The sequence below is a fragment of the Ornithinimicrobium faecis genome (genome assembly GCF_023923225.1).
Lineage (GTDB): Bacteria > Actinomycetota > Actinomycetes > Actinomycetales > Dermatophilaceae > Ornithinicoccus > Ornithinicoccus faecis.
Genome location: NZ_CP099489.1, coordinates 1295094 through 1316698, shown reverse-complemented (window position 1 = coordinate 1316698; position 21605 = coordinate 1295094). Strand labels below are relative to the sequence as shown.

At 68.8% G+C, this 21605-nt stretch carries 24 protein-coding genes; 9 read left to right on the top strand and 15 right to left on the bottom strand.

The features are described from left to right. The first annotated feature begins 43 nt into the window (after positions 1-43). From NF556_RS06205 to NF556_RS06195, 3 genes are all read left to right on the top strand, one after another. Positions 44-1237 carry a CaiB/BaiF CoA transferase family protein gene (locus NF556_RS06205; RefSeq protein WP_252594616.1) on the top strand — a complete coding sequence of 398 codons (1194 nt, stop codon included), beginning with the start codon at positions 44-46 and terminating at the stop codon, positions 1235-1237. A gap of 105 nt (positions 1238-1342) precedes the next feature. Further along, a complete protein-coding gene (locus NF556_RS06200; RefSeq protein ID WP_252594615.1) occupies positions 1343-2776 on the top strand; it encodes a GntP family permease in 1434 nt (477 codons plus the stop codon). Between the two features lie 9 nt (positions 2777-2785). After that, the gene (locus tag NF556_RS06195) at positions 2786-3661 is read left to right on the top strand and encodes an HpcH/HpaI aldolase/citrate lyase family protein (RefSeq protein ID WP_252594614.1); all 876 of its coding nucleotides are present in this window, start codon (positions 2786-2788) and stop codon (positions 3659-3661) included. Here the strand turns inward: NF556_RS06195 and NF556_RS06190 are convergent. Then, complete coding sequence (locus NF556_RS06190) at positions 3658-4296, bottom strand: RraA family protein (RefSeq protein ID WP_252594613.1); 639 nt, start codon at positions 4294-4296, stop codon at positions 3658-3660. The genes NF556_RS06195 and NF556_RS06190 overlap by 4 nt on opposite strands. Positions 4297-4472: 176 nt before the next feature. Here NF556_RS06190 and NF556_RS06185 point away from each other — a divergent pair, with 176 nt between their 5' ends. From NF556_RS06185 to NF556_RS06170, 4 genes are read left to right on the top strand one after another with little or no spacing between them, the layout of a single operon-like run. Beyond that, positions 4473-4952, top strand: a complete 480-nt coding sequence (locus NF556_RS06185) for a (2Fe-2S)-binding protein (protein WP_252594612.1) — start codon at positions 4473-4475, stop codon at positions 4950-4952. Further along, positions 4949-7438 carry a xanthine dehydrogenase family protein molybdopterin-binding subunit gene (locus NF556_RS06180; RefSeq protein WP_252594611.1) on the top strand — a complete coding sequence of 830 codons (2490 nt, stop codon included), beginning with the start codon at positions 4949-4951 and terminating at the stop codon, positions 7436-7438. The genes NF556_RS06185 and NF556_RS06180 overlap by 4 nt, the downstream gene beginning before the upstream one ends. Further along, the gene (locus NF556_RS06175; RefSeq protein WP_252594610.1) at positions 7435-8289 is read left to right on the top strand and encodes an FAD binding domain-containing protein; all 855 of its coding nucleotides are present in this window, start codon (positions 7435-7437) and stop codon (positions 8287-8289) included. Before NF556_RS06180 ends, NF556_RS06175 begins: the two co-directional genes overlap by 4 nt. A gap of 5 nt (positions 8290-8294) precedes the next feature. Further along, entirely contained in the window at positions 8295-9131 is an 837-nt protein-coding gene (locus NF556_RS06170) for an SRPBCC family protein (protein WP_252594609.1), read from the top strand. Between the two features lie 50 nt (positions 9132-9181). On the opposite strand, the gene NF556_RS06165 is transcribed toward NF556_RS06170, so the two are convergent. The 5 genes from NF556_RS06165 to NF556_RS06145 form a co-directional block, all read right to left on the bottom strand. After that, positions 9182-9619, bottom strand: coding sequence for a cytotoxic translational repressor of toxin-antitoxin stability system (locus NF556_RS06165; protein ID WP_252594608.1), 438 nt, complete (start codon positions 9617-9619; stop codon positions 9182-9184). Next, positions 9616-10083 carry a hypothetical protein gene (locus NF556_RS06160; protein ID WP_252594607.1) on the bottom strand — a complete coding sequence of 156 codons (468 nt, stop codon included), beginning with the start codon at positions 10081-10083 and terminating at the stop codon, positions 9616-9618. Before NF556_RS06160 ends, NF556_RS06165 begins: the two co-directional genes overlap by 4 nt. Positions 10084-10277: 194 nt before the next feature. After that, positions 10278-11417, bottom strand: coding sequence for an XdhC family protein (locus NF556_RS06155; protein ID WP_252594606.1), 1140 nt, complete (start codon positions 11415-11417; stop codon positions 10278-10280). After that, positions 11410-12537 (bottom strand): vWA domain-containing protein, encoded by a 1128-nt coding sequence (locus NF556_RS06150; protein ID WP_252594605.1) that lies wholly within the window; start codon positions 12535-12537, stop codon positions 11410-11412. The genes NF556_RS06155 and NF556_RS06150 overlap by 8 nt, the downstream gene beginning before the upstream one ends. Before the next feature lie 5 nt (positions 12538-12542). Further along, positions 12543-13475 (bottom strand): AAA family ATPase, encoded by a 933-nt coding sequence (locus NF556_RS06145; RefSeq protein ID WP_252594604.1) that lies wholly within the window; start codon positions 13473-13475, stop codon positions 12543-12545. A gap of 117 nt (positions 13476-13592) precedes the next feature. Between NF556_RS06145 and NF556_RS06140 the strand changes: the two genes are divergently transcribed. Further along, positions 13593-14045: a type II toxin-antitoxin system ParD family antitoxin gene (locus tag NF556_RS06140; protein ID WP_252594603.1), complete on the top strand. Its 453-nt coding sequence runs from the start codon at positions 13593-13595 to the stop codon at positions 14043-14045. A 112-nt stretch (positions 14046-14157) separates the two neighbouring features. On the opposite strand, the gene NF556_RS06135 is transcribed toward NF556_RS06140, so the two are convergent. From NF556_RS06135 to NF556_RS06115, 4 genes are all read right to left on the bottom strand, one after another. Beyond that, the gene (locus NF556_RS06135) at positions 14158-14760 is read right to left on the bottom strand and encodes a nucleotidyltransferase family protein (RefSeq protein ID WP_252594602.1); all 603 of its coding nucleotides are present in this window, start codon (positions 14758-14760) and stop codon (positions 14158-14160) included. A gap of 141 nt (positions 14761-14901) precedes the next feature. After that, a complete protein-coding gene (locus NF556_RS06130; RefSeq protein WP_252594601.1) occupies positions 14902-15129 on the bottom strand; it encodes a hypothetical protein in 228 nt (75 codons plus the stop codon). A 55-nt stretch (positions 15130-15184) separates the two neighbouring features. Continuing rightward, positions 15185-15889, bottom strand: coding sequence for a class I SAM-dependent methyltransferase (locus NF556_RS21350; protein WP_289781778.1), 705 nt, complete (start codon positions 15887-15889; stop codon positions 15185-15187). Further along, positions 15889-16866, bottom strand: coding sequence for an NAD(P)/FAD-dependent oxidoreductase (locus NF556_RS06115; RefSeq protein WP_252594600.1), 978 nt, complete (start codon positions 16864-16866; stop codon positions 15889-15891). Before NF556_RS06115 ends, NF556_RS21350 begins: the two co-directional genes overlap by 1 nt. 169 nt (positions 16867-17035) lie before the next feature. On the opposite strand from NF556_RS06115, the gene NF556_RS06110 reads away from it, so the two are divergent. After that, positions 17036-17626 (top strand): helix-turn-helix domain-containing protein, encoded by a 591-nt coding sequence (locus NF556_RS06110; RefSeq protein WP_252594599.1) that lies wholly within the window; start codon positions 17036-17038, stop codon positions 17624-17626. On the opposite strand, the gene NF556_RS06105 is transcribed toward NF556_RS06110, so the two are convergent. The 5 genes from NF556_RS06105 to NF556_RS06085 form a co-directional block, all read right to left on the bottom strand. Next, positions 17623-18033 (bottom strand): arsenate-mycothiol transferase ArsC, encoded by a 411-nt coding sequence (locus NF556_RS06105; RefSeq protein WP_252594598.1) that lies wholly within the window; start codon positions 18031-18033, stop codon positions 17623-17625. The genes NF556_RS06110 and NF556_RS06105 overlap by 4 nt on opposite strands. A 2-nt stretch (positions 18034-18035) precedes the next feature. Beyond that, entirely contained in the window at positions 18036-18407 is a 372-nt protein-coding gene (locus NF556_RS06100) for an arsenate reductase ArsC (protein WP_252595735.1), read from the bottom strand. 82 nt (positions 18408-18489) lie between these two features. Further along, complete coding sequence (locus NF556_RS06095) at positions 18490-19137, bottom strand: arsenate reductase/protein-tyrosine-phosphatase family protein (RefSeq protein WP_252594597.1); 648 nt, start codon at positions 19135-19137, stop codon at positions 18490-18492. Then, positions 19112-20215 (bottom strand): ACR3 family arsenite efflux transporter, encoded by a 1104-nt coding sequence (gene arsB / locus NF556_RS06090; RefSeq protein ID WP_252594596.1) that lies wholly within the window; start codon positions 20213-20215, stop codon positions 19112-19114. Before arsB ends, NF556_RS06095 begins: the two co-directional genes overlap by 26 nt. Next, complete coding sequence (locus NF556_RS06085; protein WP_252594595.1) at positions 20212-21540, bottom strand: FAD-dependent oxidoreductase; 1329 nt, start codon at positions 21538-21540, stop codon at positions 20212-20214. Before NF556_RS06085 ends, arsB begins: the two co-directional genes overlap by 4 nt. Positions 21541-21605: the final 65 nt, after the last annotated feature.

The window sequence follows — 21605 nt, the reverse complement described above, 5'->3', positions numbered from 1 at the left end:
TGTCAGTCTCGCCGCTAACGTGCGTTAGTTTGAGGAGATGATGATGGCGGACAGACCGTTCGAGGGCCTTCGGGTTCTCGAGGCAGCCACGCTCGCGGCGGCGCCGCTCATCGGCACCTACCTGGCAGAACTGGGTGCGGAGGTCATCAAGATCGAGCAGCCTGGCACGGGGGATCCGCTGCGCCAGTGGGGCGCCCAGCGTTCGGACACCGGCATGCTGTGGAAGAGCGTTGGCCGCAACAAGAAGAGCGTGACGATCGATCTACGCCAACCTGACGGCCAGGAGTTGTTCCGCACCCTTGCTGCCGGTTGTGATGTTGTGCTGCTCAACGCCAGACCAACGACGCTCAAGAAGTGGGGGTTGGACTACGAGTCACTGCGCTCGGTGAACGAAAAGCTGGTCGTTGCGCACGTGACCATGTTCGGCTCCGGTGGTCCTCTCTCTGACAACCCCGGTTTCGGGACTCTCGCCGAGGCGATGAGCGGATTCGCCCACATGACCGGCCCAGCAGATGGGCCTCCAACGCTCCCCTCCTTCATGCTGGCGGACGGTGTCGCTTCCTTGACGGCCGCGTATGCCGTGATCGCCGCCCTGTATCACCGCGACGTCAACGGCGGGTCGGGTCAACTCGTCGACATCAACCTCATCGAGCCGCTGAGCCGCTTCCTCGAATACGCCGTGTTCGAATACGACGCCACCGGGGTGGCGCCGGTGCGTGACGGCAACATGTCGCGGGTCACGGTGCCGCGCAACGCCTATCAGGCCAGTGACGGCCAGTGGATTGCCATCTCGGGCAGTTCGCCGAGCATCGCCCTGCGTGTCTTCAACGCCCTCGGCCGACCTGAGCTCGCCAAGGACCCACGGTTCAGCACGGCCCGCGCACGCGTCGAGCATGTCGTCGAGGTCGACGCCCTCATCTCAGAGTGGATCGCGGCCCGGCCTTTCGACGAGGCGATGGCCGCCTTCCGCGAGCACGAGGTGGCGGCCGGTCCGGTCTACAGCACACCCGAACTCCTCGATGACCCGCACATGCGGAGTCGTCACACGTTCGTGGAGGTCGAGGACCAGGAGGTTGGGCCCATGCGCGTTCAGGCTCCGGTGCCACGGTTCTCCGGCACGCCGGCCACCATCGAGCACCTTGGCCCGCCTCTCGGCCAGCACACGGATGAGGTCCTCTCCGCGGCTGGCCTGTCCCCCCAGGACGTCACGGCGCTGCGGAGCCAGCACGTCATCTGATCAGCCCCGAGCCCACGGATCCCGCACTCCCCTCGCCGGGGCGTGGGCTCTGCGAAGCCCTGCCTTCCTCGGCAGAATCGACAACGAAGTCAGGAGCAACTCCTCATGGTGAACGACTGGATCGTCCTGCATGTCGCCATCAGTGCCCTCATCGTGATCGGCCTCATCCTGGTGGGGCGCCTTGATCCCACCATCTCGTTGATCGTCGGGTCGATCTATCTCGGACTCACGGGCGGCCTCGGGTTTGCCGGCACGGTTGAGACCATCGGCGCCGGCTTCGGCGACACCATGGCGGAGTTGGGTCTGCTCATCGGGTTCGGGACCCTGCTGGGGCAGTTGCTCGTCATGACCGGCACACTCTCGTGGCTCGTGCAGGCGCTGCTGCGACTCACCGGCGAGCGCCGTTTCCCGTATGCGCTGGGCGTGACGCTCGGCACCGTCTTCCCCTCTGTCTATGCCGATGTCGTCTTCCTCCTGGCCGCCCCGGTCGTGCGCGCCGGCGCTCAGGGCGACACGGAGCGGCGGCTCCCGCGCCTGGCCACCGGCATGATTATCGGCACGCTTGTGGGGCTCGCGCTGGTGGTCCCGGGCCTGGCTGCTGTGGCCATCGCGGGCATCTTCGCGGTGCCCCTGGGCACCATGCTTCTCTACGGCCTGGTCCTGGGACCGGCGACCATCCTGATCAGCACGGCCATCTGCACCAGAGTGGTCGCCGCCATCTGGCGGGCCGACCGGGATGTCGAGCCTGACCACGAGTTCGGTCGCGAGGACAGCGCCGACGCAGTCGACCACGGTGACGACCACGGCGTCGGTCACAGTGGCGACACCGGGGCCGCCACCTCCACCGGAGGCTCAACGGTCACGACGAAACCCGACACCGGTCAGCGTCACGGCCTCATGGTCCTCTCCGTCGTGCTCCCCGTGTCGCTGATCGCCACGGCCACGATCGTGCAGGCCGTCACGGGCAGCACCCCACCCGTCCTGGGCCTGTTGGGCAGCCCCATGGTCGCCCTGCTGATCGGAGCGCTGCTTGCCTATGTGGTGGCCCGTCTGGGGACCGGTCACGCGCTGGTCAACCAGAATGTCGGCGAGGCATTTGCCCGGGCTGGCAACATCCTGTTGGTGACCGGTGCCGGCGGCGCCTTCGGCACGGTCGTGGCGAGCACCAGCATCGCCGATGTCCTCGGCGACTGGTTCTCGGGGACGTCGGCCACCAACACGTTCGTGCTGATCCTGCTGGCCTGGGCCATCGCCGCGGTCGTGCACCTGATGATCGGGTCGATCTCCGTGGCAGCCATCACCGCAGCCGGGATCGTCTCGCCGCTGATTGCCACGCTGGGCGTGCCCACCGTGATCATCGCCCTGGCCGTCGGCGCCGGCTCCCTGTTCGTCGTGCACGTCAACAGCAACGGCTTCTGGATGATCCGCTCACTGTTGGGGGTCACCACCAACGGAGCCTTCAAGGTCCTGTCCTTCACCAGTGCGGTCGCATCCGTCGTCGCGCTCTTCCTCGTCCTCTGCATCAGCGTCGTCGTCTAGGTGGCAGCCATGTCCAACCAGCACCCCACCACAAGTCCGGGAGTTTCAGCCTCCGTGCCGCACGCCGAGCACGACTGGGCGCGGCAGGCCCGAACCTTCCTGTTCGTGCCCGGCACCCGTCCGGACCGCTTTGAGCGCGCCCGCGACAGCGGCGCCGACGCGATCATCGTCGACCTGGAGGACGCGGTGGAGCCCGCTGCCAAGGACACCGCCCGCTCACACGCGGCGTCCTGGCTGCAGACCGCCGAGCGCAGCATCGTGCGGATCAACGCCGCTGACTCACCGTGGTTCACCGCCGACCTCGAGGCGCTGCGCACGCTGGATCCACAAGTCGTGCTGCTGCCCAAGGTCGAGAGCCCCACAGACATCACCCAGGTCACTGACGCCCTGACCCCGGGCACCTCCGTGATCGCCTGCATCGAGACCGCCCTGGGTCTCCACCGTGTGTGCTCGGTCCTGGACGAGGCCCCCGTCACGCGCCTCGCGTTGGGCAACATGGACCTGGCCCGCGACCTGGGCGTCTCCCCCAACGATGGACCCCTGCTCGACCAGGCCGGCGTCATCCTCGTCCTGGAGTCACGTGCCCACGGACTGCCCCAACCCGTCACAGGTGTCACAGCCAGCCTGACGGACACCGACGCCGTCACCCGGGATGCCGCCCACGCGGCCGGGCTCGGCTTCGGCGGCAAGGTCTGCATCCACCCCGCGCAGGTGGCTGCCGCTGCTGCCGGCTTCGCACCCACAGCGACTGACGTTGCCTGGGCCCAGCGGATCCTGGCTGCCGACGACGGCAGCGGGGTCGCGCAGGTTGACGGTCAGATGGTCGACAAGCCGGTGACCGACCGGGCGATCGCCATCCTGCGACGGGCGGGCCTCAACAACTAGCTCGATTCCCCGGACGCGATCCCGGCCCGGAAGCCCTCGTCGTCGGACACGATGGTCTCGGCCTCGGTGAGGACCGTCTCCATGCTCGCGGCCGGGATCACCACTCCCCCAGCAGAGTCCACATAGACATAGTCGCCGGGGACGATCGTGACCCCTGCGACCTCGATGGCGACGTTCGCGGCATACGGCATGACGTGGTCACCGCCCCAGCGCACGGCCTCGCCGCGGCACCACGTGGCGAAGCCCGCGTCCGCCAACTCGGCGAAGTCGCGCAACCGGCCGTCAGCGAGGACACCGGCCAGGCCGTCCCGGGACGCACGGGAGAGTTTGACCCCACCGGCGTGCGAGCTCTCGGGATAGCCGCCACTGTTGATGACCAGCACCGCGCCCGGCTCGGCGCCGCGCACCGCCTCGTCATAAACGTCGCCGAAGCCGCGATCCTGCACCGCTGGATCATCACGGGTCGGCAGGAACTGCATGGTCACTGCGGGGCCGAACAGCGCCCGCTCCGGCGCGGGACTGTGCAGCGCGGGCAGGTCGGCCTTGTGCTCGTGGTGGCGCATCATCGCGTCGACCAGCGGTGCGCACCCGACGGCCAGTGCGCGCTCGCGCCACGTGTGGGACTGCTCGGACATGGGTGCCTCCCTCGGCTGGTGACCCGAGTCAACAGGCAAGGCAGCGCCCAACACAAGGGCCTGCCGCTGGAAACCAGCGTCTTCTCGCAGGTTGCCGCCGGACCTCTTGCGAGACCTGCCTCGGAGCGCAAGGATGACGAGGGACAAGGTTGTCCCTTCTCCGGCTGGAGGCCCCAGTGCCCAAAATTTCCGTGACGGTTGACGGCGTGAACTACCAGGACGAGGTCGAGTCGCGCACTCTCCTGGTGCACTATCTGCGAGAACAGCTCGGCAAGACCGGGACGGTGGTCGGCTGCGACACCAGCAACTGCGGTGCCTGCACGGTCCACCTCGACGGTCGCAGCGTGAAGTCGTGCAACGTGCTGGCCGTCCAGGCCGACGGGCGCGAGGTCACCACGATCGAGGGCCTGGCCCAGGACGGGCAGCTGACCCCGGTGCAGGAGGCCTTCCACCAGTGTCACGCCCTGCAGTGCGGCTTCTGCACTCCCGGCATGATCATGCAGGCCACCGATCTGCTCAACACCAATCCGGATCCGGATGAGGCCTATGTGCGCCAACAGATGGAGGGCAACCTCTGCCGGTGCACGGGTTATCAGAACATCGTCAAGGCCGTCCTGCAGGCAGCCGACAACAGCCCAGCGAGTGAGCAGTCATGACCATCACCGAGGAGCCCCAGACCGACAGCCCCGAGCAGGGCAACCGTGAGGTCGGCAAGGACCGGCGCCGCAAGGAGGACCAGCGGCTGATCACCGGCCGCACCAAGTGGACCGACAACATCCAGCTGCCGGGCATGCTGCACCTGTCCATGGTGCGCAGCCCGTTCGCCCACGCCACAATCACCGCCATCGACACCAGCGAGGCCAAGGCCGCCCCGGGTGTCATGGCCGTCCTGACCGGCGAGGACCTCAAGGACCAGCAGGGCTCCCTGCCCAACGCCTGGCCCGTCACCCCCGAGCAGAAGGCCCCGCCGCACCCGGCCGTCGCCGTGGACCGGGTCTCCTTCTCCGGCGAGATCGTGGCCGTCGTCATCGCACGCACGCCCGCAGCCGCCCGCGACGCAGCCGAGCTGGTTGACGTCGACTATGACGAGCTCGAGGCAGTGACCGACCTCAAGAAGGCCGCGGCCGACGAGGTGCTCGCCCACCCCGAGCTCGGCACCAACGAGTCGGCCCTGTGGGTCTTCGACTCCGCCGAGGCCGGCACCGGCACGGACGTCGAGTCCGCCATCGCCGACGCCGAGGTGCTCATCGAGCGCGAGTTCCGCCAACAGCGACTCATCCCCTCCTTCATGGAGCCCCGCAGCGTGGTCGTCGACCCGACCGGAGAGCAGGTCGTGCTGTGGTCGGCCACCCAGGTCCCGCACATCCTGCGCCTGATGCTCGCCCTGACCCTCGGCATACCGGAGTCAAAGGTGCGCGTCATCGCCCCCGACGTGGGCGGCGGTTTCGGCGGCAAGCTGCAGGTCACCCCGGAGGAGATCATCACCTTCCTGGCCGCCCGGCACACCGGCAAGCCGTGCAAGTGGAACGAGACCCGCTCCGAGTCGCTGCTGGCCGCCCACCACGGGCGCGACCAGTGGCAGAAGCTGACCCTCGCCGCCAAGAAGGACGGCACCGTCACCGGTCTGAAGGTGCACCTGACCGCCAACATGGGTGCCTATCTGGGCCTGGTGACCTCCGGCGTGCCGGTCCTAGGCGCGTTCATGTTCAACGCGATCTACAAGTTCCCGTCCTATCGCTTCGAGTGTCAGAACGTCTTCACCAACCTGACCTGGACCGATGCCTATCGCGGCGCCGGCCGGCCCGAGGCCACCTTCGCCATCGAGCGGATGATGGACGAGCTCGCCGTCGAGCTGGGGCGCGACCCCCTCGAGGTCCGCGAGCAAAACTGGATCAAGCACGAGGAATTCCCGTTCACCACGGTCGCCGGTCTGGAATACGACTCCGGGAACTATGAGGCCGCCACGGAGCGCGCCAAAGAACTCTTTGGGTATGCCGAGTTGCGGGCTGAGCAGGCCGCTCGCCGCGAGCGCGGCGACCGGGTGCAGCTGGGCATCGGTGTCTCCACCTTCACCGAGATGTGCGGCCTGGCACCCAGCCGGGTGCTGGGTGCCCTGTCCTATGGGGCCGGCGGCTGGGAGAACGCGTCCGTGCGGATGCTGCCGTCGGGCAAGGTCGAGGTCATCACCGGCTCGTCCGCGCACGGCCAGGGCCACGAGACGGCGTGGAGCCAGATCGTGGCCGACGAGCTGGGCGTGCCGTTCGAGGACATCGAGGTGCTCCACGGCGACACCCAGATCAGCCCGCGGGGCCTGGACACCTATGGCTCCCGCTCCCTGGTGGTCGGCGGTCAGGCCGTAATCAAGGCGGCGCGCAAGGTCGTGGACAAGGCCAAGCCGTTGGCAGCGCACGTGCTCGAGGCCAACGAGGACGACCTGGAGTTCACGGCCGGGCGGTTCACCGTCAAGGGCGCCGGCGAGGGACAGGAGGGCGTGGCCCTGACCGACCTGGCCCTGCGCGTCTTCGCCGCGCACGACCTGCCCGACGGCATGGAGCCCAGCCTCGACGCGGATGCGACCTATGACCCGGTCAACTTCTCCTATCCGCACGGCACCCACCTGTGCGCGATGGAGATCGACACCGAGACCGGTGCGTCCACGATGCGCTCCTATGTCTGTGTCGATGACGTCGGCAATGTCGTCAACCCGCTGATCGTCGACGGGCAGATCCACGGCGGCCTGGTCCAGGGCATCGCGCAGGCACTGTGGGAGGAGGCGGTCTATGACGACCAGGGCACGCTGATCACCGGGTCGTTCGTGGACTACACGTTGCCCACGACGGCCGACACGATCAACTTCGTGACCGACCGCACGGTGACGCCGTCGACGACCAACGACCTGGGCGCCAAGGGCGTGGGCGAGGCCGGCACGATCGCCTCGACCCCGGCCGTCATCAACGCCGTCCTCGACGCGCTGCGACAGTTTGGCGTCAAGGACATCCTCATGCCGTGCACCCCCGAGCGGGTGTGGAACGCCATCCAGGACGGCAGTGGCAACCAGCCGACCACCGAGGCGGCGGCACCCCACTTTGAGGAGTCCTCGCCCAACCAAGACACCCCCGAGACGGAAGGCGGCGCGCTGTGATCCCCGCACCCTTTGACTACGCAGCCCCCGCCACCGTCGAGGAGGCCCTGGGCCTGCTCGCCGAGCACGGTGACGAGGCCAAGGTGCTGGCCGGTGGCCAGTCCCTGCTGCCCGTGCTGCGCATGCGGCTCAACGCACCCGAGCTGGTCGTCGACATCTCCGGCATCGCGTCCCTCAAGGGGATCACCGACACCGGTGACGCGGTCCGCATCGGTGCCGCCACGACATACCAGGAGGTCTTGGACTCCGACCTGGTGTCCGAGCACCTCGGGCTGCTGCACAAGGCCGTCTCCGAGGTCGCCGACCCGCAGATCCGCCACCGCGGCACGGTCTGTGGAGCGCTGGCCCACGCCGATCCCGCCGGTGACGTCGGCGCTCCGGTGCTGGCCCTCGACGCCCAGATGGTCATCCAGGGGCCGGGCGGTGAGCGCACGGTGCCGGGCAGTGAGTTCTTCACCGACCTGTTCGAGACGGCCGTCGGTGAGGGCGAGCTGCTCACCGCGGTGGTGATCCCCAAGCACACCGGTTGGGGCAGCCACTATGAAAAGTTCGTGCGCGTCTCCCACCAGTGGGCGATCATCGGGATCGCTGCGACCGTCCGGGCCGAGGGTGGCGTGATCGCCGAGGCCAAGGTCGGCATGACCAACATGGGCGCCAAGCCGCTGCGCGCCGCAGGCGTGGAGGCGGCCCTGGCCGGACAGCCGGCCACCGAGGAGGCCATCGCCGAGATCTGCGCGCGGGCCGGTGAGGGCACCGAGCCCCCGTCCGACCTCAACGGCCAGGCGGGCTATCGACGACACCTGGCGGGGGTCCTCACCCGCCGTGCGGTGCTCGCAGCGGCAGGAGCCTGACGCCCATGGGCATGGAGCTGAAGCACACGTTCACCGTCCCCGCCTCCCCCGAGAGCACGTGGGCGCTGTTGACCGACCTGGAGCAGGTCGGCAGCTGCTTCCCCGGCGCCAAGGTCACTGAGACCGACGGCGACACGTTCTCCGGCACGGTCAAGGTCAAACTCGGGCCGATCCAGATGCAATATGCCGGCACCGGAGCCTTCCTCGAGCGCGACGACGCCGCTCATCGGGCGGTCATCGAGGGCAAGGGCAAGGACAAGCGGGGCAACGGCACCGCCAGCGCCACCGCGACCATGTCCCTGGCTCCAGATGGCGACGGCACGACCGTCGAGGTCCTCACCGACCTGGTGGTGACGGGCAAGCCCGCCCAGTTTGGCCGCGGCGTGATGCAGGACGTCTCGGACAAGCTGTTGGGCCAGTTCGTCGCGTGCCTGGAGTCGACGCTCGGGGCCGAGGATGCCGAGGAGAGCGGTGACGTCGCGGAGGCTGCGGCAGCGGAGCCTGCTGAGTCAACGGAGACGGTGATCGCGGAGCCGGTGACGCCCCCAGCGTCGTCGGCAACAGCGACAGCATCGGTGGCGGCTGCGGGTGTCTCGGAGGTCGAGGCCGGCACCGAGCCGGCTCCTGGCCCCTCGGGATCGGAGGCACCGCCACTGGCCGCGAAACCAGCACCGACAGCCTCCCGGGCACCCCGAGCAGCACCGTCCTCGGACGACGACGTGATCGACCTGGGCGACCTGGTCGGCCCTGTGCTGCGGGAGCGCTATGGCATGGCGCTGGCCGCCGGTGGCGCCGGGTTGATCATCGGCATCCTGATCGGCAGGTCGATGCGGCGCGGGTGACCTCGCGGTCGCACAGCCAAGCAGCCTCGCTAGCAGTTCTGTTGGCCTGCTCAGTCCTGCTGGCGGGACCACACTTCAGTCATCACTGCGACCGCTTCTTCCTTGCTCATCTCCGCTATCCGCTCCTCGGAAACATGGGCGACCGTGATGAGCTGATGGACCAATGAGGCGGGCAGCGCGTTGCTTGGTGGATCAGCGGGCCCCTTAGGTCGCGGTGGCAGCACTTTGTTCTTGACACAAGCCCAGAACTGTTCGGCGGTGACCTCTAGCTGATCAGAGAGGATGTGCGCGAACAGCGACGGCCCGTAGGTGTCAGCCGATCGAACGGGCCGGGAGATCCGCGTTCGAAGGATGCGCCCGTCAGCCAGCGTCAACTCGTAGGTGAGGTGATGACCCACGCTGCCGCCGCGCGCGCTACGAACGAGGTCCCAGCTCTCATGTCGACAAAAGCGTTCATGGTCGGCCTTGCTGGCGGCCGGGTGAGTCACGAGGCGGCCAGCAGCCAGTCGCGCAACTGCTCATCTTCGCTGAGTTCGATGAGCTGGACCAGTGACCACTGATCCGCGTGGTTCGGCGCGACGTGAAGCCTGTCGGTCCAGTCTTGGGCGTAGTCGCGCAGGGCTGACACCAGATCGTCGATCGCCTCATCGAAGGTCTCGCCCTCGCCCGCCAGGGGCGCTCCCGGCAACATCGCGGCCCAGGTCCCGTTCTCGTGAACGACCTGGGTGTGCGCGGGCCGGCTCTGGGCCAGCAGGGAGATGAGTCGGCCACCATGGACGACAACTGAACGGGTGCCGCCGCGGGTGATGCTGGCTGGAAAGCCCACCTCGGCCGCGTCGAGAAGTTCTTTGAGGTGTGCCCGAGCGCTGGAGAAGGATGTGTAGTGGGCAGCCGTGACGGTCGCGCGCCCGGAGTGCACGGGTGCGCCATGTAGGTGTTGCGTGGCGGACATGACTCCTTCTCCCTAAACGTAAGAATGCGGTTCCTCCATCATCGCCCGTCTGCATAAGTACGTCAAGTACGCAACGTACTTTCAGTACAGAGAAGCAGCCAGCCCACGACAACAACCCGGAGCACGGAGATCACGTTTGATTGCTTCAGGCGCTCATGTTTGTGTAGTTGGCCACTCACGTCTGGTGGGTAGCGTCAGAGGTGGGCGTGCCGGTGGATCGCGCCCTCGGTCTCGCTCAACGGCTCGCCCTGGCCGCCCCAGCGCAGGGCGATGATCTCGGCCGCCACACTCACTGCCGTCTCCTCCGGGGTCCGCGCGCCGAGGTCGAGGCCAATCGGGCTGCGCAGCCTGGACAGTTGCTCCTCGGTCAGGCCGCTCTCGCGCAACCGGGCCAGCCGGTCCTCGTGTGTGCGCCGTGAGCCCATCGCCCCGACATAGGCGAGGTCCGGTGCGTCCTTCCCGAGCAGCACCTCGAGCAGCGGGACGTCAAACTTCGGGTCGTGGGTCAGGACACAGGCAACCGTGCGCGGATCGAGCTGATCCTGCGCAACCTGCTCCTCGACATACTTGTGGGGCCATTTCACGACCACCTCGTCGGCCTCGGGGAAGCGGCTCTTGGTCGCAAAGACCGGCCGGGCGTCGCAGACGGTGACCCGATAGCCGAGGAAGGACCCGACCCGCGCCACCGCCGCCGCAAAGTCGATCGCGCCGAAGACCAGCATCCGCGGGCGCGGGGCATAGGAGGCGACAAACACCCGCATGCCCTCGCCCCGCCGCTGCCCCTCGGGGCCATACTCCAGCGTGGCGGTGCGGCCCTGGGCGAGCATGCCGCGGGCGTCGTTGATGACCGTGTCGTCGAGCCGCTCCGTGCCCAGCGACCCGGCGGTCGGCTCGCCCTCGGGGCGCACAACCAGGTGCCGCCCGACCTCGTCGGGATCGGGGTGCGCGACGACGGTGGCGACCGCGACCGATCGCCCTGCCCCGATGTCCGCGACCACCTCGCCCAGCTCGGGGAAGTCGTCCCGGGAGACCCGCTCCACGAAGACGTCCAGGATGCCGCCACAGGTGAGACCGACTCCCATCGCCTCGTCGTCAGAGATCCCATAACGTTGCAGCACAGGCGATCCCGAGTCGATCACCTCCTCACCGAGCTGATAGACGGCGCCCTCGACACAGCCACCGGACACTGAGCCGACGGCCTCACCGTCGGAGCCGACGAGCATCGAGGCGCCCGGTTGTCGCGGGGCGGACTTCCAGGTGCCCACCACGGTCCCGAGCGCGACCTGCTCACCCGCCTCCCACCACGCCGCCAACTGCTCCAGCACGTCACGCATGCGAGACCACCTCCAGGACTTCCTCAAACGCCGCCAGCGAGTGACCGGCGACGAAGTCGTCGACGTGCGGCAGCGCCGCCACGATGCCCGACTGCACGGGCTGATAGCCGGCCTTGCCCCGATGCGGGTTGACCCACACGACCCGGTGGGCCAGGGATCGCAGCTGGCGCATCTGCTCGCCGAGCGCCTCGGTGCCCTCGCGCTCCCAGCCGTCGCTGAAGATCACCACGACCGCACCCCGCGCCATCCCGCGGCGGCCCCACCGGCGCAGGAAGACGCCGAGCGACTCCCCCAGCCGGGTCCCGCCGGACCAGTCGGGCACTGTCTCCCCTGCCGCGTGGAGCGCGCGGTCCGGGTCGCGCTCGCGCAGCGCCCGGGTGACGTGCGTCAGGCGGGTGCCGACCGTGAAGACCTCCGTGGTGCGCGGGGCGGCCTGCACCATCCGGTGCGCCAGGCGCAGCAGGTTGTCGGCATAGGCCCTCATCGAGCCGGACACGTCGACCAGCAGCACCACCCGGCGCGGTCGCACGATCCGGCGCCGGCGGCTGATCTGGCCGGGTTCGCCCAGTGCGCGCAGGTGGGCGCGCACGGTTGCTCGTCCGTCGATGCTGCCCCGGTGGCTGGGGGTGTGCCGCCGGGTCGGGCGGGTGGGTGGGGTCATCGCGAGGGTGGCGAACTGACGTCGCAGGGCGACCTGGTCCTGCGGAGACAGAACGGCGACGTCGCGGTGCCGCAGGACCTCGGTGGCGGAGGCAGCGGCCTGCACGATCTCCTCCGTGTGGTCGGCGTCGTCGCCCTCCGCAGCGAGCCCTGGTTCCTCGAGCGAGGCCTGCAGGATCGTCGGGTGCGGCGGCGTCGGGTTGGAGACGCCATTTCGCGCGCGCCCGCCGAACCAGTTGGAGAACACCTGGTCATAGGGCTCGACGTCGGCATGAGACGCCGTCAGCGTCGCCCGCCCGGCCCAATAGACCGAGTCGCGATCGCCCAGACCGACGGCGGCGCAGGCTTGCAGGAACGTGCGCTCCCGGTCCGCGGTGACGGGCAGGCCGGCCGCGCGGCAGGCGCGGGCGAACCCACCGAGCGTCTGTGCGGCACTCCAACCGGCTGCGCCCTTGCTCATCGCGGTTACCTCGTCAACATCCGGTCGAGGGCGACGCGGACCCGCTCGGTGTCCTCGCGGTATTTCACGGCGGCCCCCATCGTGCTCGCGGCCACCTCGGGGTCGAGGCGGCTGACACCGAGCGCGACCACGGCCCGCGCCCAGTCCAGAGTCTCGGCCACCCCCGGCGGCTTGACGAGGTCCTCGTCCGAGCGCAACCGTTGCACGAGCTGGACCACGTCGGCGGCGAGAGACTCCTCGACCCCGGGCAGGCGAGAGCGGACGATGGCCAGCTCCCGCTCCAGCCCGGGGTGCTCGATCCAGTGATAGAGGCACCGGCGCTTCAGAGCGTCGTGCAGCTCGCGGGTGCGGTTGGAGGTCAGGACCACCAGCGGCGGAGTCTGTGCACGGACCGTCCCCAACTCGGGGATCGTCACCGACCAGGTGGAGAGCACCTCCAGCAGGAACGCCTCGAACTCGTCGTCGGCGCGGTCGATCTCGTCAACCAGCAGCACACACGGCGCCTCGCGCAGCGCCCGCAGGACCGGGCGGGCCAGCAGGAACCGCTCGTCGAAGAGGTCGGCCTCGAGCTGGCCGACGCGGTCCCGGGTCGTGGTGTCGGACAGTGGTTCCGGCGTGCCTGACACGCCCTGCTCCGCAAGCGCCTGCACCGCGCGCAGGTGCAGGATCTGCCGCGGGAAGTCCCAGTCATACAGCGCCTGGCTCGCCTCGATCCCCTCATAGCACTGCAGGCGGATCAGCGGCACGCTCAACAGCTCGGCGAGCGCCTCGGCCAGGGCGGTCTTGCCAGTGCCCGGCTCCCCCTCGAGCAGCAGCGGCCGGTCGAGGTCGTGCGCCAGCCAGGTGACGGTCGCCAGTCCCGCGTCAGCGAGATAGCCCGTCCCGGCGAGGGCGTCAGAGAGCGACTGTGGGCTGGCGAAGACGTCCTCGTCTGGCATGACGCCACGCTAGCCCTGACCCGCGGGTTCGTCGACATCGGTGCCCGACAAGGTCACCGGCGAACCGGCGGTCCGTGAGGTCGGGAGCGCTAGCCTTGCTGACAGGAGGTGGTCGACATGGCGGTGATCAGCGTGGGTGATCTCAGTGGGGACCTGGCGGCCCGCTTGAAGGTGCGAGCCGCTCGCCACGGACGGCCGATGGAGGCCGAGGTGCGCGCGATCCTCACCGAGACTCTCGACCGCGGCGAGGATGACCGGCCAAACCTGGGCCAGGCGATCCGGGGGCGCTTCGCCGCGCAAGGTGGTGCCGAACTGGATATCCCTGACCGGCGGGACATGCCGCGCAGCATTTCGATCGGCCTGGACGAGCACTTCACCGACTTCCTCACCCGCGCGGTCGCCTCCGGCCGCTTCCGGAACACCAGCGAGGTGGTCCGTGCGGGTCTTCGGTTGCTGGAGGATGACGAGACGCGCCTGGCGGCCCTTCGCTCTGGGCTCATCACTGGCGAGGAGAGCGGTCCGGCCCAGGACTTCGACTTCGACGCCTTCATCGCGGCTAAGAAGTCGTGAGCAGGTATCGCCTCACAGCAAGACCTGTCCGCGAACTGGGACTACACGCCACTGGCCCGCACCTGCGGCCTAAACTAGTTAACGCGGTGGCTCGTTATGCAGTTTAGGCCTTCTATGAGGGTGGCCCGTCGACGTCGACGCCACTCGCAAGGTCCCCGCACTCGACCACGAGCGGCGGGACCCGGCGCAGATAGCCCCGCGCGCCGGCGTCACCTCGCGCCCGCCCCAGCACGCCCTCCCAGTGGTCTGCCCCGAGGAGCACCGGGTGCCCCGGACGGCCGCCGTATGCCGCGCGCACCAGTCCCCCTGTCCCGGCACCGGAGGCGTCCAGCACCCGGGCGACGACATCGGCACCCACGTCCGGGAGATCCACGAGGTGGACGAGCGCCTGCTGCGGGATGGTCCGTCCGCGGGTGGCCAGCGCGGTGAGACCAGAGCGCAGCGACTCCCCCATCCCCTGCTCCCACGTGCCGCACCGTGTCGTCGTGACGTTGTCGAGTTGGGCGTTGGCGAGCAGCGCCTCGACGTCCTCCGCCTGCGCGCCGGTGACGACGAGCACGTCGCCGCAACCGCCATCCAGCAGCGCACGCGCTGCACGCACCACCCACGGACCGCCGGCGTCCTCGACCGTGCCCTTCGGCTGGCCATAGCGTCGGCCTGCGCCGGCGGCGAGGAGCAGCCCGGTCGAGCGTGGCCGGGTGGGATGTGACGTCACACCCCCAGTCTGCCCCGTTCCTCGCACCCCGACCCGGCCCCCTCCCCGACCGAGCGCACGAGCACCCGGAATTCAGCCCCACCGAGCGCGTCAAACCCATCATCTCGTCTCGCGCTTTCGATCAAGGCACGCGGGGAGCGGTCAGAACTTCCACTCCCAGCCGAGGTTTCCATCCCAACTCATCGGCTGATAGACGAGGACTCCCGACGCCAGGTCGGTGTCGATCACGATCTTGCCAGTGGCCTTTTGCCCGGGACCGATCTCGCTGGGAAGGCTGTCCGCACTCTCCAGGCAACTCCACGCATTGCCTGAGATGTCGTTGGCTCGCACGCCGTCCGCAGAGAAGGCGGCAAGGTAGAACTCGGACAATGCAATAGTTCGTGCTCTACCTCTGACCATGCATAGGTCGGCCGCTACCCGCGTGTCACGAGCGGCGGGTGGCACGGACGACTGCGTCGTCGATCGTGACCTCCCGTCCACCGGGGCCGGCCATGGTCCGTTGGGACTCCTCCGTCGTCTCGACCTCCCAGACGGCGGGGTCGAGTCGTGACGTGATGTCGGCGGCAGTCACCGAGGCTGAAGCTGGTGGCCCACCGTCCTCATGGCCATGCCCGTGCCCGTGGGAGTCGCCATGTCCGTGGGAGTCACCGTGCCCGTGGGAGTTCCCGTGCCTGTGACCACCATCCGAGGCGTGATCCCCCAGGTGGCCGACGATCAACAGCGTCCCACCAGGCGCCACCCATCCAGCGATGCGGTCATAGAACTCCAACTGCGGGATCGACGGGTGCGCATATTGCGTGGTGACCAGGTCGAAGCGTGCCTCCGGCTCCCACGTGGACAGGTCCGCCTCGACCCACTCGATCCGCTCGGCCACGCCAGCGGCGCCCGCGCGCTCGGCGCCCCGAGCGAGAGCCTGCGCGGCGATGTCCGCCGCTGTGACCTGCCAGCCGCGCGAGGCGAGCCAGATCGCCTCGGTCCCGGCACCGCAGCCAGCCTCCAGGGCCGCCCCGGGTGTCAGGTCAGCAACCTCGCGCACCAGGTGCGGGTTGGGGTCACCGGCAGCCATCGCCGCGGCGCGATCGCCGTGCCAGATCTCGTCCCAATAGTTCTTGTCAAAGGAGTGCGTCATCAGGCCACATCCTCCACCGCCGCGGCCCGGGCGGCGAGCGCCTGCTCCAGGTCGGCCATCATCTGGTCGGCGATGATGGACTGCGCCGCACGGGCTCCCTCGGCTGCTGCGCCACTGACCTGCGCGGAGAGGTCGGAGGCATTGCCTGCGGCCCAGACCCCGGCGACGGCGGTCTTGCCAAAGTCGTCGGCCTCGATGAACTCCCCGCTCGGGTGGGGCGTCGCGGTGATGCCGATGCCAGCGAAGGGACCGGTGCGCGCAATCATCCGCGTCGACACGACCACGGCATCAACCGCCACGACCTGACCATCCTCGAGCCGCACACCGGTGACTTGACCGCCCTCGATCTCCAGGCGCGAGACCGTACCCTCGACCACCGGCACGTCCAGCACCTCCAGCGTGGTCCGATCACTCTCGGAGAGCTCAATCTCCCCCGCAAAGAACACGACGTCCGAGCTCCACTGCCGGAACAGTTGCGCCTTGTGGACCGGCATCGGCTCCGCGGCCAGGATGCCGATCCGCCGGTCCCGGACCTCCCAGCCGTGGCAGAACGGACAGTGCAGCACGCCGTGTCCCCACTGCTCGCGCACGCCCGCGACCTCGGGCAGCTCATCCACCAGACCGGTGGCGATCAGCAGTCGCCGCGCCCGCAGGAGCGAGCCGTCACGCAGCTCAACCACAAAGCCGTATGCCGCACGCGTCACCTCCACGACCTGGCCGGCGAGGATCTCGCCGCCATAGGCGACGACCTCCTTGCGTCCACGTGCCAGCAACTCTGCGGGGCTCACCCCGTCCAGCGCCAGCAACCCGTGCACACCGGTGGCCGGTGCGTTCCGCGGCTGACCGGCGTCCACCACCGTCACCGTGCGGCGAGCACGTGTCAGCGTCAGGGCTGCGCTGAGGCCAGCCGCGCCGCCGCCCACGACCACCACGTCGCGGATCGCCCCCAGCTCATCGGTCAGCTCCTGCGTTGGCATGACCTGTGTTGCCTCTCGCTGTGTTGCCTCATGCTGTGTCATCTCGTGCTGTGCCATCTCCGTCGTCCTCTCACGCTCTCGCGGCTGCCGCTCGACACCCGCCTGATTCGAGAATGGACCGCACCCTCCCGGTGTGCAAACCTTGTTGCCAAATGGCAAACTGGGTCGCATGGACGACTCCACTGACCGGACCCTCGAGGCCGTCGGGCCACGGCTGAAGCGGCTGCGCCAGCGCCGTGACATCACCCTGAGCGACCTGGCCCAGGAGACCGGGCTCTCGGTCAGCACCCTGTCCAGACTGGAGGCTGGCCTTCGTCGCCCCACCCTGGAGCAGCTGCTGCCGCTGGCTCGCGTCCACGGCGTCACCCTGGACGAGTTGGTCGACGCCCCCGCCACCGGCGACCCGCGCATCAACCTGCGCCCGCTCCCCACCACCGACGGCTCGACGGTCCTGCCCCTGACCCGTCGCGCCGGCGGCATCCAGGCCTACAAGTTCGTCCTCCCGGCCGGGCGCGACAACACCGAGCCCGAGATGCGCACACACGAGGGCTATGACTGGGTCTTCGTCCTCAACGGCCGACTCCGCCTGGTCCTCGGCGAGCACGACCTCATCCTCGAGCCCGGCGAGGCTGCCGAGTTCGACACCCGCACCCCGCACTGGTTCGGGGCCACCAGCTCGGGATCGGTGGAGTTCCTCAGCCTCGTCGGCAAGCAGGGCGAGCGAGCCCACGTGCGCGCCGCCCCGGCGCAGCACAGCTAGCTGCGCAGGCCAAGATCCGTGGAGAGGCTCCTGACGCGGGTGGCGATGTCGTCACGCACGAGGCGCATGCGTTCCATGCCGTCGATGCCACGGGTTGAGGGCTCGTCGGTGACCCAGCGTTGGACGGGCGTGCTGCCGGCGTCGAGTTGGGCTTCCGGTCCGATGATGACGACGAGGTCCGCGTCAGCAACGGCCTGCGGATCGACCGGCTTGGGAGCCTCGCCAGCGGTGCTGGCACCGACTTCCTCGAGGGCCGCCACGGACTCCGCATTCAGGCCCTGGCCCGGGCTGGTGCCCGCAGACAGGACGTGCATTGCGTCGCCGTAGTGCTGCCGAGCCAGGGCAGCCGCCATCTGGGACTTGCCGCCATTCTTGACACAGACGAACAGGACGGTGGGTGGCTCCATCGTCAGGATTCCTCCGTCGAGGAGTTGCCGGCGGGGAGCAACTCGGTGATCAGCGTCTCCACCCGGTCTCGGATGGCGTCGCGGATCGGTCGGACCGTGACGATGCCCTGCCCGGCCGGGTCGTCCAGTTCCCAGTCCTCATAGCGTTTTCCGGGATAGATCGGGCAGGCATCGCCACACCCCATGGTGATGACCACATCGGAGGCCTGCACCGCCTCGTCCGTGAGGACCCGGGGCTGGTTGGCCGAGATGTCGATCCCTTCCTCAGCCATCGCCTCGACGGCAGTGGGATTGACGGCCACACCGGGCGCTGAGCCAGCCGAGCGGACCTCGACGCGACCGTTGCTGAGGTGGTGCAGATAGGCGGCGGCCATCTGGGATCGGCCGGCGTTGTGAACACAGACAAACAGGACGCTGGGCTTGGTCACAGTTCTCCTCGCAATACTGTTGGGGCGGCTAGAGATTGAGGTCGCGCAGCAGGGCGCTGACCCGTTGCTGCACGTCGTCACGGATGTCACGGACCGCTTCGAGCGGCTGGCCGGCTGGGTCGGCCACATCCCAGTCCAGATAGCGCTTGCCGGGCAGGATCGGGCAGGCGTCGCCGCACCCCATGGTGATGATGACGTCGGCCGCGCGAACCACGTCTCCGGACAGTGGCTTGGGATAGGCGTCGGTGAGGCTGATGCCCCGCTCGGCCAGCACCTCGATGACAGCGGGGTTCAGTTCCCCGGTGGGCTGGGAGCCAGCTGAGCGGACATGCACCTTGCCCGGTGCCAGGTGGGCCGCCAGGGCGGCCGCGAGCTGAGAGCGACCGGCATTGTGGACGCAGACGAACAACAACTCGGGGACGGCCTTGGCGATCTGACCGTCGGCCTGGGCCGCTGCCGTGAGCCGTTCGCGGGCCAGTCGCGCCACGAGGACCGGCAGGAAGTCCTGGACGGTGGACACCGCGGCCAACTCCCGGTGCGCCGTGACGACGGCCTGCTGCACCTGGTCGTGACTGAACGCGTCCCCGAATGTGTAGGTCAGGTCCTCAACGACCGTCGCGATGTGCGGCGGGGCGTCGTCAGGCCTCTGTTCAGGTCGAAGCTGGGGTTGGGTCATGCGATTCCTCCTGGTGTGGGAAAAAACGGCGACGCAGGGCAAGCGAGACATAGACCAGGCCAACGAGGACGGGCACCTCGATGAGCGGTCCGACGACACCCGCCAGAGCCTGACCGGAGGTGACACCGAAGGTCGCGATGGCCACCGCGATCGCGAGCTCGAAGTTGTTGCCCGCAGCAGTGAACGCCAGGGTGGTGGTGCGCTCATAGGACAGACCCAGTCCCTTGCCGACCGCGAAGCCGACACCCCACATGAGGGCGAAATAGATCAACAGCGGCACCGCCATCCGGGCCACGTCCCAGGGGCGGGAGGTGATCTGCTCGCCCTGCAGGGCAAACAGCAGCACGATGGTGAACAGCAGTCCGCGCAGCGCCCAGGGGCTCACGATGGGCAGGAACGTCTCCTCATACCAGGTGCGCCCCTTGGCCTTCTCTCCCCAGACCCGGGACAGATAACCGGCGAGCAGCGGGATGCCCAGGAAGATCAACACCGACTTGGCGATCTGCCAGGGACTGACGTCCAGGGTGGCCTGATCAAGACCGAGCCACCCGGGCAGGATCGAGAGATAGAACCAGCCCAGCGCAGCGAAGGCGACGACCTGGAAGATCGAGTTGATCGCGACCAGGACCGCGGCAGCCTCCCGGTCGCCGCAGGCCATGTCGTTCCAGATGATGACCATCGCGATGCACCGTGCCAGGCCGACGATGATCAGGCCGGTGCGGTATTCGGGCAGGTCGGCCAGGAAGACCCACGCCAGGACGAACATCAGGGCCGGGCCGACGATCCAGTTCAGCACGAGCGAGCTGCCCAGCAACCGGCGATCACCGGTCACCGTGCCGAGTCGGTCGTAGCGGACCTTGGCCAGCACGGGGTACATCATCACCAGCAGCCCGAGCGCGATCGGGAGCGAGACCCCGTCGATCTCGACGGCCCCCAACCAGCCACCCAAGCCGGGGATGAGCCGGCCCAGCAGGAGACCGGCGACCATGGCCGCACCGATCCACACCGCCAGGTATTTGTCTGTCGTCGACATGCGCGCCGGGGCCGTCACGGCCCGGCTGACTTGCTGGTCGGTCATCGGGCAGGGACCGTCAGGGTGAGCTCCTGCGGGCCGGCAGTGGTGCCACAGCAACCACCGGCTGAGGTGTCCTCGTCAAACAGACCGGCACCTCCGCATACGCCCGTGTCGGGCAGTGTCAACTCGATGGCCCGGGCTGCGTCCAGGTCTCCAGCGAGTGCCGCGGCGATCGATCGGACCTGCTCATAGCCGGTCATCGCCAGGAAGGAAGGGGCCCGGCCGTAGGACTTCATCCCGGCCAGATAGAGGTCACCCTCGGGCTGGGCCAACACGTCAAACCCGTGGGGCTCCACCGATCCGCAGGAGTGCAGGTTGGGGTCGATCCCGGGAGCCAGCAGCGTGGGTGCCTGCAGCCGGTTATCCAGGTCGAGACGGATCTCGGACAGGAAGGACAGGTCCGGCCGGAACCCGGTGGCCGCCACGACCTGCTCGAGTCCCTCGACCCGCTGGCCGTCGGTGGAGACCAGGGCGAGTCCTGCCTCCTGCTCCTGCACCGCGGCGACCCGGAAACCGGTGACCACCTCGATCAGTCCGGCGTCAACGGCAGCCCGGACGCGGGTGCCCAGGGCCCCACGGGCCGGCAGCTCATCCAGCTCTCCCCCGCCAAAGGCGTTCCCCACAGCGCCGCGGCGCACCACCCACACCACCCGGGAGTCCGGGGTGTGCAACGGGGCCGAGGTGAGCGCGATCAACGCGGTCAGCGCGGAGGCACCCGAGCCGACCACCGCCGTGGCCGCGCCAGCAAACCTGGCCTGCGCGTTGTCCTCCGCGTCGGGCATGCCATACAGGATCCGGTCGGCCGCTGCGCTCTCCCCTGCCGCAGGATATCCCTCGGCGCCGAGTGGGTTGGGCGAGCCCCACGTCCCGGAGCAGTCCACCACGGCACGAGCCTGCACCCGCTGGGTCGACCCGTCCGACTTCTGGACGTGGAGCACGAACGGCTGGTCGGCCCGCCCGGAGTCCACGAGCAGGTCGCGCTCCGCACGGGCCACGCCGGTCACCTGGCGGCCGGTCAGCACCCGCTCGCCCAAGAGGCTCGCCAGCGGATCGAGATAGTCATGCACCCACTCCGCTCCGGTGGGATAGGCCGCCGGGTCGGGGTGGACCCATCCCGTGCCCTCCAGCAGGGCCACGGCCGCCGGGGAGGTCAACTCCGACCACGGCGAGAACAACCGCACGTGCCCCCACTGGCGCACCGCTGCCGCTGCGGTCTCGCCCTGCTCCAGGACGATCACTTCCTGGTCTCGCCGGACCAGCTCGGCGGCTGTCGCCAGGCCGATCGGACCAGCGCCGATGACGGCCACGGGCAAGGTTGCGGGTGCCACGAGAGAACTCCTCTGCTTCGATGGTTGTCGATGTGCCCATACTTGCAACCTTTTTCGATAGTTGT

Excerpts from the sequence above, each read along its gene's own strand:
- NF556_RS06205 (WP_252594616.1), top strand. The coding sequence starts at position 44 with ATGGCGGACAGACCGTTCGAGGGCCTTCGGGTTCTCGAGGCAGCCACG.
- NF556_RS06155 (WP_252594606.1), bottom strand. The coding sequence starts at position 11,417 with ATGCGTGACGTGCTGGAGCAGTTGGCGGCGTGGTGGGAGGCGGGTGAG.
- NF556_RS06110 (WP_252594599.1), top strand. The coding sequence starts at position 17,036 with ATGGACGACTCCACTGACCGGACCCTCGAGGCCGTCGGGCCACGGCTG.
- NF556_RS06105 (WP_252594598.1), bottom strand. The coding sequence starts at position 18,033 with ATGGAGCCACCCACCGTCCTGTTCGTCTGTGTCAAGAATGGCGGCAAG.
- NF556_RS06190 (WP_252594613.1), bottom strand. The coding sequence starts at position 4,296 with ATGTCCGAGCAGTCCCACACGTGGCGCGAGCGCGCACTGGCCGTCGGG.
- NF556_RS06170 (WP_252594609.1), top strand. The coding sequence starts at position 8,295 with ATGGGCATGGAGCTGAAGCACACGTTCACCGTCCCCGCCTCCCCCGAG.
- NF556_RS06180 (WP_252594611.1), top strand. The coding sequence starts at position 4,949 with ATGACCATCACCGAGGAGCCCCAGACCGACAGCCCCGAGCAGGGCAAC.
- arsB (WP_252594596.1), bottom strand. The coding sequence starts at position 20,215 with ATGACCGACCAGCAAGTCAGCCGGGCCGTGACGGCCCCGGCGCGCATG.
- NF556_RS06100 (WP_252595735.1), bottom strand. The coding sequence starts at position 18,407 with ATGGCCGCCGCCTATCTGCACCACCTCAGCAACGGTCGCGTCGAGGTC.
- NF556_RS06195 (WP_252594614.1), top strand. The coding sequence starts at position 2,786 with ATGTCCAACCAGCACCCCACCACAAGTCCGGGAGTTTCAGCCTCCGTG.
- NF556_RS06150 (WP_252594605.1), bottom strand. The coding sequence starts at position 12,537 with ATGAGCAAGGGCGCAGCCGGTTGGAGTGCCGCACAGACGCTCGGTGGG.
- NF556_RS06160 (WP_252594607.1), bottom strand. The coding sequence starts at position 10,083 with ATGTCCGCCACGCAACACCTACATGGCGCACCCGTGCACTCCGGGCGC.
- NF556_RS06200 (WP_252594615.1), top strand. The coding sequence starts at position 1,343 with ATGGTGAACGACTGGATCGTCCTGCATGTCGCCATCAGTGCCCTCATC.
- NF556_RS06140 (WP_252594603.1), top strand. The coding sequence starts at position 13,593 with ATGGCGGTGATCAGCGTGGGTGATCTCAGTGGGGACCTGGCGGCCCGC.
- NF556_RS06095 (WP_252594597.1), bottom strand. The coding sequence starts at position 19,137 with ATGACCCAACCCCAGCTTCGACCTGAACAGAGGCCTGACGACGCCCCG.
- NF556_RS06145 (WP_252594604.1), bottom strand. The coding sequence starts at position 13,475 with ATGCCAGACGAGGACGTCTTCGCCAGCCCACAGTCGCTCTCTGACGCC.
- NF556_RS21350 (WP_289781778.1), bottom strand. The coding sequence starts at position 15,889 with ATGACGCACTCCTTTGACAAGAACTATTGGGACGAGATCTGGCACGGC.
- NF556_RS06115 (WP_252594600.1), bottom strand. The coding sequence starts at position 16,866 with ATGCCAACGCAGGAGCTGACCGATGAGCTGGGGGCGATCCGCGACGTG.